Source organism: Shivajiella indica, assembly GCF_042683085.1.
GTDB classification, from domain to species: Bacteria; Bacteroidota; Bacteroidia; order Cytophagales; family Cyclobacteriaceae; genus Shivajiella; species Shivajiella indica.
In genome coordinates this window covers 219,276-230,264 of the sequence record NZ_JBHUIV010000002.1, presented here as the reverse complement: position 1 = coordinate 230,264, position 10,989 = coordinate 219,276, and the positions used below count along the sequence as shown (strand labels likewise).

9 protein-coding genes are annotated in these 10,989 nt (G+C 38.7%); 5 read left to right on the top strand and 4 right to left on the bottom strand.

Features of this window, described 5'->3' with window-relative positions:
• Positions 1 to 193 precede the first annotated feature (193 nt).
• The 3 genes from ACFSKV_RS00985 to bshC all read right to left on the bottom strand — a co-directional run bounded on the left by ACFSKV_RS00985 (position 194) and on the right by bshC (position 2,876).
• Positions 194 to 670, bottom strand: coding sequence for a hypothetical protein (locus tag ACFSKV_RS00985; RefSeq protein ID WP_380799681.1), 477 nt, complete (start codon positions 668 to 670; stop codon positions 194 to 196).
• Positions 671 to 745: 75 nt separating this feature from the next.
• Positions 746 to 1,312: a 5-formyltetrahydrofolate cyclo-ligase gene (locus tag ACFSKV_RS00980; RefSeq protein WP_380799679.1), complete on the bottom strand. Its 567-nt coding sequence runs from the start codon at positions 1,310 to 1,312 to the stop codon at positions 746 to 748.
• Complete coding sequence (gene bshC, locus ACFSKV_RS00975) at positions 1,305 to 2,876, bottom strand: bacillithiol biosynthesis cysteine-adding enzyme BshC (RefSeq protein ID WP_380799678.1); 1,572 nt, start codon at positions 2,874 to 2,876, stop codon at positions 1,305 to 1,307. The genes ACFSKV_RS00980 and bshC overlap by 8 nt, the downstream gene beginning before the upstream one ends.
• Positions 2,877 to 3,194: 318 nt before the next feature.
• Here bshC and ACFSKV_RS00970 point away from each other — a divergent pair, with 318 nt between their 5' ends.
• Positions 3,195 to 5,387 (top strand): heavy metal translocating P-type ATPase, encoded by a 2,193-nt coding sequence (locus ACFSKV_RS00970; RefSeq protein ID WP_380799676.1) that lies wholly within the window; start codon positions 3,195 to 3,197, stop codon positions 5,385 to 5,387.
• Here ACFSKV_RS00970 and ACFSKV_RS00965 read toward each other — a convergent pair.
• Entirely contained in the window at positions 5,380 to 6,366 is a 987-nt protein-coding gene (locus ACFSKV_RS00965) for a D-alanine--D-alanine ligase (protein WP_380799675.1), read from the bottom strand. The two genes, ACFSKV_RS00970 and ACFSKV_RS00965, sit on opposite strands and share 8 nt — an antisense overlap.
• Positions 6,367 to 6,501: 135 nt before the next feature.
• Between ACFSKV_RS00965 and ACFSKV_RS00960 the strand changes: the two genes are divergently transcribed.
• From ACFSKV_RS00960 to ACFSKV_RS00945, 4 genes are all read left to right on the top strand, one after another.
• Complete coding sequence (locus tag ACFSKV_RS00960; protein ID WP_380799673.1) at positions 6,502 to 7,590, top strand: metallophosphoesterase; 1,089 nt, start codon at positions 6,502 to 6,504, stop codon at positions 7,588 to 7,590.
• 76 nt (positions 7,591 to 7,666) lie between these two features.
• Positions 7,667 to 9,847 (top strand): S9 family peptidase, encoded by a 2,181-nt coding sequence (locus tag ACFSKV_RS00955; protein WP_380799672.1) that lies wholly within the window; start codon positions 7,667 to 7,669, stop codon positions 9,845 to 9,847.
• 188 nt (positions 9,848 to 10,035) lie between these two features.
• Positions 10,036 to 10,407 (top strand): hypothetical protein, encoded by a 372-nt coding sequence (locus ACFSKV_RS00950; RefSeq protein WP_380799671.1) that lies wholly within the window; start codon positions 10,036 to 10,038, stop codon positions 10,405 to 10,407.
• Between the two features lie 68 nt (positions 10,408 to 10,475).
• Positions 10,476 to 10,949 (top strand): Clp protease ClpB, encoded by a 474-nt coding sequence (locus tag ACFSKV_RS00945; protein WP_380799669.1) that lies wholly within the window; start codon positions 10,476 to 10,478, stop codon positions 10,947 to 10,949.
• Positions 10,950 to 10,989 lie beyond the last annotated feature (40 nt).

Here is a 10,989-nt window from a genome sequence, read left to right as displayed (position 1 = left end):
TCCAGCTCCTCCACTACTTGCTTCTTAAAGCTAATACTGTACCTGTTGATTTCTCGAACCGTTTTTGTCATCTTTTTCCTGTTTTTAGTTTGACTTAATCTGTCAAGCTATTTCAGGACGTGACAGCTAGATCCGACATCTTACATCCCACATCCCACATCGGACTTCCCTCATTCTACATCCGACATCCGACTTAAAAAATATACCTTACCGAAATCGCTACATCATCCCACCAAAAGCCCCCTTCCTCAATGTTAATGGAAGGCTTCCAATCCAGAGAAAGATTAACCGGCGCATTGGGAAAGGCATAATCCAAACCCACAATTCCTGTCAATCCATAGGCAATAGTACTAACCCTATTATCCCCCCAGGAACGATTACTGTTTTTGGCATTCCAGGTACCAAAATGGGCCCCTCCTCCAAAAAACCAAAGTAATCCCTTGACATCCCTTATGTCTTTGTGGATTTCAAAAAGCCCGGTAGTGATAAGTCCACCCCACCTGGTGGCTAAAATCCCTTCAATAGCAGACTCCTGCCCAACAAAATGACGGACTGTCAATCCACTCGAAACACCTGCCCTAATCCCAATTCCTGTGGTATACTGTGCCTGACTTTGATTTGAGATCGCTAAGCCAACAAAAAAGATCAATAAAAAACCTATTCTTTTCATACAATTAAATAATTAACGGTCTATTTATAAAAACATTGCAAATTTAAACTTAAATCAAAAAAAACAATAAAGTTGCTAAAAATTAAGGATCCCGTTTTGAGTAATACAAAGATCCAAGGGAATATCATGGGCTTCTTCAGGAATCCAATCTATCGGATCGAAAAAACTTAACCCTACTTTCAACACCTGATTGCCCATCCCTGCCAGATATTTATCATAATAGCCTTTTCCATAACCCAATCTATATCCCCTTCTGTCATAGGCAAGCAAGGGGACCAGTATCAATTGTATATTTTCTGGACTGACTCTCATTGCTTCTGCAGGTAGTGGTATTCCCCAGGCATCATTTACAAATCTTGTGTTATTAGTAATTTCCAAGGTGTCCAAATTATCTTTTGCTTTGTTCACAATGGAGGTATAAATATGGAGTCCTTTTTCCTGAAGTTTAAAAAACAGCGGAAAAGTATCCACTTCATTAAAACGGTCAATAGGAAGAAATAAGTGTATGTGGTTGATGTTTTCCTTTGAGGACAAAAATTCCAAAAAAAGTGAAATTATCTGATCTGATAAAGACCTGACTTCTTCTTTACTCAATTCTCCCCTCTTTTGCTTGAAGTGTGACCTGATAGTTTCTTTATTCATTATTAGTTTTCAAAATGATAAAATTAAAATCTAAAGGATCAAATTGATCAAATAATTGTTGAATAAACTCATGGTCATTCAAATAGAACCTCATAAAGTTTTCCACTCTTTCCTGAGGACTTTCCCCCGGATATAAGAAATGCTGAATAGCTTCTCTTCTGTAAATAAATATCTCCTGCCTTTTTTCTTCAGCTTTTCTGATTTTTTTTCCCAATTTCTCCAAAATCTTGGTAGCCCGGATTTTTCCTGCCTCAAAAGCCTGGGAAAGGCTTTTTTCCAGTACTTCTGCTTTTCTACCGGTTTCATCAAAAATACCCGACAGCTGTAGCATTTCACTTTCCAAAGTAAAATCGATTGAGGCATGCTTCAAGACAAACTCCTTTTTCCACTCCTCAAAAGGCTGGAACAAAGCCCGGTCTTCCAATCCCAGTTTGGAAATTTTCCTTTGAATGGGAGCGTCCAGCACCAAAGCAAAATTTCTGGGGAGTAGGGCAGGAAAAGGTGTCTTGAAATGGTCAAATACGGATTTCAGCTGTAACCAATAGGATACTTCCGCCGGACCGCCCAAGTAAGCTAAATTGGGGAGAATTATTTCTTCATACAAAGGCCTCAGTACTACGTTAGGGCTGAACCTTTCCGGATAAGTTTCTACCTCAATTTTCAATTCCTCTTCAGTAAAGGAAATATCAGTATTCAACACCTTATATATAGTGCCAACTTTTTCTATCCTTTCCCTTACATTACCAACCATATAAAAGAGGTTAATTTCCCGTGGAAATATCTGGCCTTTGTACCCAAGTTCCTCCAGTTTCCTACTTTGCTTTACCGTAAGTTCATGGGGGGTTTGTTTAAACAGGTCTTCAAAAATTACCGTCTTAAATAAATTTTTCAAAGCCCTGTCATCCCCATCTATAATCAGCAATCCTTTGTCCGCAAACAAATGATGTACATACTTTCTAACAGCTTCCGCCAAATTCTCAGAACTTAAATATGCCTCTTTGAAAAATTCCGGAACAAAGTGGGAAACTTCCCGAAAAAATGTTTTGAAACTTTCATCGATTTTAAACTTCCCCACAGCACCGATTTGATCGGTTTGCCATTGGTACTTTTTACCATCAAGCTTAAAGTAATTGATTTCTTCAAAATCGTGATCTTCTGTGGCCATCCAATAAACCGGAATAAAATGGAAGTCCGGGTATTTCTCTTTCAACTTTTCCGCAAGGTTGATGGTAGATACAATCTTATAAATAAAATACAGCGGCCCTGTGAAAAGATTGAGTTGGTGACCCGTTGTTACAGTAAAAGTTTTATTTCCTTTCAGTGCCTGGATCTGATTTGAAGTAAATTCTGATATTTCCATTCCCCGATATTGCGCTTCCAAAGAAGATACCAATACATTTCTAATTCCCTGATCAAATTTTTTCTCTTGGATTAAAAATTCAAAATTTTCAAGCCTTGGAAATTTATTGTAAAAGGGCTTTAAATCAGGCTTTTCTTTGATATAATCTAAAAATAAAGGGGAAAACTGTCTGGTACACTCAGGTTCAATGGTGGACTTGATCATGGAATTTGGGGTTCAAAGTGCTTGTTTAATGTTCAAATGAATTAAACTTCTCATCAAATGATAAAGTTCGTATAATTTTTTTAATTACAAGAATGGTTAATGCATGGTTAAATATTTTCAAAAATTATGTAAGTGTGGGGGGATGGATGTAGGTTATCTTTGAAAGACAAAAAAATGTAGAGTGAAGAATGATGAATTAAGAATGTCTGGAACTGGACCAATCTACCTATCTGCCAGGTTTTAAGCTTGGATTTTAGTGTTTGGAATTTGGAGTTTGAATTTTCGAGCTTGGATTTTGGATTTTGAAATTTTAAAACGATGTCAACCATAAAAAAAGAAATACCTGTTACCGGAATGAGCTGCTCTGCCTGTGCTGTTGCAGTGGAAAAAGCCTTAGCTAAAAGCAAGGGTGTGAAATCTGCCACAGTGAATTACGCCAACCATACCGCTTTTGTGGAATGGGAAGAGGCTGAGACTTCTGCGGAAATGCTACAGGAAAACGTAAGGTCAAATGGCTATGATTTGATGATTGAAGAAATTCAACAGGAAGAATTGGAAAAAATTCAAATTAAAGCCCATCAAAAGCTTAAAAGAAAAACCTTATATGCCGGCCTACTGGCTCTTCCTGTATTTCTGATCGGCATGTTCTGGATGCATATGCCATTTGGCAATTATATCATGTGGGCCTTGACCACTCCTATTCTTTTGGTATTCGGCTCCCAGTTCTTTATTCAGGCATGGAAACTTGCCAAAAATTTCCAATCCAACATGGATACCTTGGTAGCATTGAGCACTGGTATTGCTTACTTATACAGCAGCTTCAACACTTTTTTTCCTCAATTTCTTATAGATAAGGGTTTGGAACCACATGTGTACTTTGAAGCAGCTGCGGTAATCCTGTTTTTTATTTTATTGGGAAAAACTCTGGAATCAGGTGCCAAGGCAGGAACCAGCGCGGCTCTCAAAAAATTAATGGGCCTTCAGCCACAGGAACTGACAGTGATAGAAAATGGCAAATCTGTACTTAAAAGAACCACAGAAGTTAAACCTGGTGAATTGATTTTAATCAAGCCGGGTCAAAAAATTCCATTGGATGGCAAGGTGAAAGAGGGCAAATCCTATGTGGATGAAAGTTTGTTGACCGGTGAACCCTTACCTGTATTAAAAAGCATAGAGGACAAAGTTTTTGCGGGAACCATCAACCAGGAAGGTAGCTTTACTTTCATTGCGGAAGAAGTAGGAAAAGAAACCCTTCTTTCCCAAATCATTGAAAGGGTTAAAGCTGCTCAGGCTTCAAAAGCACCCATTCAAAAATTGGTAGATAAAGTTGCCTCTGTTTTTGTACCCAGTGTACTTGGAATCGCATTGGTCACCTTTTTTATCTGGGGATTCAGCGGAGTAGATGACGCTTGGCTGAGGGGGATGCTGGCCATGATCACCGTCCTGGTCATCGCCTGTCCCTGTGCTTTGGGTCTGGCAACACCCACAGCCATCATGGCGGCTATGGGAAAAGGAGCTGAAATGGGCATCCTGATCAAAGATGCTGAAAGTCTGGAAAAGGGAAGAAAAATCAACACTTTGGTTTTGGACAAAACAGGAACCATCACTGAAGGAAATCCCCAAGTAGTGGAAGCTTATTTTTTGGATAACTGGAATAATAAAGATTCAGCCTCCATCAAGGCCATAGAAACCAAATCTGAACATCCCTTGGCCAAAGCGATAGTTTTCTATTTAAAGGATGTCATTGAAGAGATAGAAATCAAAGATTTCAAAAGTGACACGGGAAAAGGGGTGAGTGCATCTTGGAATAATATCCATTATAAAATAGGAACCTGGACTTGGTTGGTGGAGAACGGTCTTCAATATCAGGAATCTACGCTTGCCGAAAGTGAAAAGTTAATGGCCGATGGAGCCTCTTTGGTTTTTGTTTCCAAAAATGATACCCTGGCTGCCTATTTCCAAATCAGCGATCCAGTGAAAAAAACATCCCTTGAAGCCATCAAAGCCTTGAAAAAAATGGGGATAGAAATCCATATGCTCACAGGAGACCATAAAAATGCTGCCCAAAGAGTAGCAGCGCAGACAGGCGTGGATTTTTTCAAATCTTCCATGTTGCCCCACGACAAAGCTGCCTATATCAAGGAATTAAAAGCACAGGGTAAAACTGTAGCCATGGCAGGTGATGGTATCAATGACAGTGAAGCGCTAAGTTTGGCTGATCTGAGTATTGCTATGGGCAAAGGTTCGGATATTGCCATGGAGGTTGCTGAGGTGACTTTGGTTCATTCCGACTTGCAACAGATTCCCAAAACACTGGAACTGACCCGAAAAACTGTAAAAATAATCCGCCAAAACCTCTTTTGGGCATTTATTTATAACATCATAGGAATCCCCATTGCAGCAGGTATATTATACCCTGCCTTTGGATTTCTGCTCAATCCAATGATTGCAGGGGCAGCGATGGCTTTGAGTTCAGTTTCAGTGGTCAGCAACAGTCTTAGGCTCAGGTAAACATTTCTTCAATCAGTTCAGTATAAAAATCCTTTGCCTCCATACCCATCGCCCTCACCTGTTGGGAAATCAAGCTGGTTTCTGTTTGGCCCGGAACTGTGTTGATTTCTATAAAAAAGAATTTTGAGGTTTCATGTTCCAGAAAATAATCTACCCTAACAGCCCCTTTGCAATTAAGCTTTTGGTATATTTTTTCAATGATCCTATTGACCCGGGCCACTTCTTCTTCATTCATTCTTCCAGGGGTAATCTCTTCAGTCACTCCCGGTGAATATTTGGCCTCAAAATCAAAGAATTCCTTACTGCTAATGATTTCTGTAGCAGGTAAGACGGTTGTGTTTCCTTTTGCATGGTAAACCCCTATGGAAAACTCCCTTCCGGATACAAACTCTTCCACCAAAACCTGGGAATCCTCCGCAAAGGCCTTATCCAAAGCTTCCTGAAGTTCCTGAGGTGCTTTTACTTTGCTCATCCCTATGCTACTTCCCCCGTTATTCGGCTTTACAAACAAAGGAAGCCTGAGCTCTTTTAAAAGCGATTCTTTATGGGATACTTCATTCCCGAAAAGTTGTACAGACTTTGCCACAAACAATTCAGGGATATCCTTTACAATCGCCTTGGTATAACCTTTATTCATGGTAATTGCGGATGTAAGGGCATCACATGTGGTATAGGGTATGTTCAACATGTCAAAATATCCTGCAAGCTTCCCATCCTCCCCCGGTGAACCATGAAGGATATTGAAAACACCATCAAATTTTATCTTTTCACCATTTAACTGTATGGAAAAATCATTCATATCTACAGGGATTTTTTCCCCACTTGCAGTTTCATGGTACCAATTCCCTGGGAAAATCAGAATTTTGTAAATATCATATTTGTCAGTGTCAATTGTACGGGCTACTACAGCGGCACTTTTCAACGATACCACTGACTCTCCCGTAAACCCGCCGGTAACCAAGGCAATTTTTCTTTTCATAGTCTGTAAAAGTAAAAATCAATCTTCAATTTTCATTGAACTGTAAATAAAGAATCTGATAAAAATTGAGTGAAAATAATTGGATAAGGAAGGTTTTGATTTTGTCTTAAAAAGTACCTAACTTAATGAAGTTCTATGATGAAAATATTCAAAATATCGCTCCTTTATTTACTGCTAAGTTCTTGGTCAATTTTTGTTTCTGCCCAGGGATCAGACACTCCATTTTCTGAAGCGCCATACCTATTTTTTGACCAGGGGCAATGGCATGCCAAATGGGTGGAAAAGGGAGAGTTGAAATCAGAAGAAAATGTGACTTCTGATTTTCTCCAAAATCACTTGGGCCAGGGTTTGACCACGAATCTTTTTATAAGTAATTTCCAATACCAGCCCCCAATTGCCCAGCGATTTAAAAAAGTATCAAAAATTACCGTCATTTCAGATGTACATGGTCAATTCGGATTGACAGTCCAGCTCTTGAAAAACCATGGAGTAATTGACGAAAACCTTAATTGGATATATGGGAGAGGTCATTTGGTAGTCAATGGTGATGTAATGGGTAGAGGTGATGAGGTAACAGAACTTTTGTGGCTATTTTATAAACTCGAAAATCAGGCAAACCTACAAAGAGGTAAAGTCCACTATTTGGTAGGTAATCATGAATTGATGGTTTTATTGAATGACTTGAGGTATTTGAATGAAAAATATGTGAAGGCTGCAGAAATAATGGGAGTCGGCATCAATGAATTATATGGCGGAAATTCTGTACTGGGAAATTGGTTAAGAAAAAGGCCTGCGATAGTTACCATTAATGATAATCTTATTGTCCACGCAGGAATAGCGCCTTCATTTATTGAGAGAAAACTGACAGCCAAGAAAGTAAATAAACTTTTCTTTGACCAGATTTCAGGATTTCATCCTGCTAATGAAAAACAACTTGAAGAAATTGATTTTATGTTAAGTCCTGAAGGCCCTATTTGGTATAGGGGTTATTTTATAGAAAATGAGGTTAGCGAACAGGGAATGGAAAAGATATTGAATTTCTATAAATCAAAGCGGATGATTATAGGCCACACCTCACTGCCAGCAGTTTCCAAGTTGTATAATGGAAAACTTATCGCAGTCGATTCCAATATCAAAGAAGGTGTAAACGGTGAAATATTGATTATTGAAGATGGTGTCTTATACAGGGGAAGTTTGGAGGGGGTGAAATTCAAATTTCCCTGATTCCCTTAATTCATTTTAACTTTTTGGTTATTGCCATTTTTTATACTTTTAGGCCCAAATAAGCTCAAAGAATTTCATGAATAAACTCAAATTAACTGCGCTCCTGTATTTTTTTATATTATGGAGTGGCCAATCGTATGCCCAGCAGAAAAAGAATGTAAGTCTGGAAGATGTTTTCAAATCTAATACTTTCAACCAAAAGTCAGTTTATGGTATCAACTGGATGAAAGATGGCCAATACTATTCTTCTTTACAAAGAGGATTAACTGGTCCAAAAGTGGTTAAAATTAATGTTACTACAGGGGAGGAATCGGAGACCTTGATAGATGGGGGTGCTTTAGGCATCAACTTTTCAAGCTATTCCTTTAATCCGGAAGAGACCAAAGCACTGATAGCCTCAGAAGTAGAAAGTATTTACCGCAGGTCAAGTAAGGGAGTTTATCATGTTGTGGATCTGAAAAATGGATCTTCCCAAAAATTAATGGATGGCGAGAAGATTATGTACGCCACTCTTTCACCTGATAATGACAAAGTAGCTTTTGTGAAGGATAACAATCTTTATTTTATTGAATTGGAAAGCAAGGAGGTTACCCAAATCACATTAGATGGGAAAAGGAATCATATTATCAATGGAGCAGCGGATTGGGTTTATGAGGAAGAATTTTCCATGTCCAAGGCATTTGACTGGTCCCCTGATGGTAAGAAGATCGCATTTATCCGATTTGATGAAACTGAGGTACCTGAGTTCAATATGCAGACTTGGGGCAAACTGTATCCTGAGGACTATCGGTTTAAATATCCCAAAGCAGGTGAAAAAAATGCTTTGGTTAGTATCCATATATATGATCTAGACAGTAAAAAAACAGTTAAAGTAGATACTGGGGAAGAAAGTGACATCTATCTGCCTAGAATTTATTGGACTGGAGATGTATCAACCCTGGCATTTTTAAAAATGAACCGTCTGCAAAACCAATTGGATCTGATGTATGCAAATGCCAATTCTGGGGAAAGCAAATTGATCTTACAGGAAAAAGCAGATACCTATGTAGATTTGGATTACAATGATGACCTTAGGTTTTTAGAAGGTGATAAGGGTTTTATAAGAACTTCAGAACAGGATGGTTTCAAGCATGTGTATCACCATGACAATGAAGGAAAACTCATACGTCAGATTACTTCAGGAAACTGGGAGGTAACCAATTTGGTAGGAGTGGATGAGAAAAATAAGAAAATCTATTATATCTCTACAGAAGCTTCTCCTTTGGAAAGAAATCTTTATGTCATCAATATGGATGGAAAGGGCAAGAAAATCCTCACACCTGAGAAAGGTACTACTTCTGTGAATATGAGCAGGGATTTCAAATACTATATTGCCAACCATTCCAGTGCCAACAGTCCTTTAAGGGTTACTTTGAACGAAGCCTCCGGAAAGTTGGTCAAGGTGTTGGAAGAAAATGCAGAGCTTAAATCAGCAATTGCCAATTATAACATTTCACCCAGGGAATTCTTCACTTTCAATACAGTAGATGGCACTTCCCTGAATGCTTATATGATTAAACCGGCTGATTTTGATGGAAACAAAAAATATCCGGTATTGATGTATGTTTATGGGGGTCCAGGTTCCCAGAATGTGACCAATTCCTGGGGAGGAACACGGGATTTTTGGCACCATCACCTGGCTTCAGAGGGATACATTGTTGTTTGTGTGGACAATAGGGGAACCGGTGCCAGAGGGAGGGATTTTAAGCATATCACTTATGCAAATCTTGGAAAATTTGAAACGGAGGATCAAATCGCCGGAGCAAAACACCTGGGAAGTTTACCTTATGTAGACAAATCAAGAATCGGGATTTGGGGTTGGTCTTATGGAGGCTACATGTCTTCACTGGCTTTGATGATCGGCAATGATGTATTCAAATCTGCCATTGCGGTGGCTCCTGTGACTACATGGAGGTATTATGACACCATTTACACGGAAAGATACCTACAAACTCCTCAAATGAATGCTGCAGGCTATGACAATTATAGCCCAATAACCCATGTTAACAGTCTAAAAGGAAATCTCCTCCTGATCCATGGAACCGGGGATGACAATGTACATTTCCAAAATGCGGTGGATTTGGTGGATGCTTTGGTGAAAGCTGACAAACAGTTTGAAACCATGTACTATCCTAACAGAAACCATGGTATTTATGGAGGCAATACCACTTGGCATTTGTATAGTTTGATGACTGATTTTATAAAGAGAAAGCTGTAATTTTTTGTACCAAGTACAATGTACAAAGTACCATGCTTTTTACTTGGAGCTTGGTATATGGTACATCTTGTCCGCTGCGGCGGATGGTACAATTCATCATTCATGAATCCCCATTACATTTAATTAGGATTTTTGAAGTTTTGGATAATTTGCCTATCTTATTTCGAAGTTGAACCCAAAAAAGCAATATGAGAGAAAGACTGAATACTTCTATACAATCCGTTAGCTTAATTTTGGTAGCTGCTGGTTTGGCCTGGGTGGTATGGTCCCAGGACACCACAATAAAGGACATGTTGACTTACCTGGTAGTGACCATGGCCATTATTGAAGGACTAAGTCTCTATCTTATCGGTAGTGTATACCCGGAGAGTCATACCACTTTTAAAATGGGTATCATCGCTACTTTATTGATTCTTTTGGGAATAAAAATCATGTTGCCTGACATGTTTGTTCCCTTAACTATCACCGTTTTTGCCATCAACTTTTTATATAATTTCTATACCAACAGTAAGCGTAAAAAAGGAGCCTTTAAACGGAAACAAGGAAGAAAGTTTTTATAATACCCTGATTTGAAATCGATTCGGCATATTATTTGAATAACTTGTTTTTTACAAAACAATATGTTGATATGCGCCTAATTCTTATTCTGACTTTAGTATTATTATTTCCTATTTCTCTATTTGCCCAGGCCAAACTGGAAAGGATGCTAGGTGAAAGGGAAAAAATGCATAAGGAGTGGAGAAACTCTGAGAGTAAAAAAAGCGGTATTTTTGGTAACCGAACCAAAAAAGATATGATCGAAACCAATGAGTGGATGGCAAGGATCATAGACAAGGACAATCAGATCATGGAAGAGCTGAAAATGCTCAGTGAAATAGAAAAAACAGAAATCACGTACGAGAAAAACGACTATAAATTCATTTCCCAAAAGCAGGAGAGGGAAATAGCCATTTTAAAAAGGGCCTTGGAAGAAAAGGAGGAGACAGTCGCAGAAAAAAAATCCGATAAGAGAACGTATGAGTGGACCACTTTTATCTTTTTCCTGAGTACCCTCAGTTTTGGTTATCTTTATTTCAAAGGCAGGAAAAATAGGAAAACATAGCTGTTTTTCGAACCACAAAAGGGACAAAAGGAACACAAAA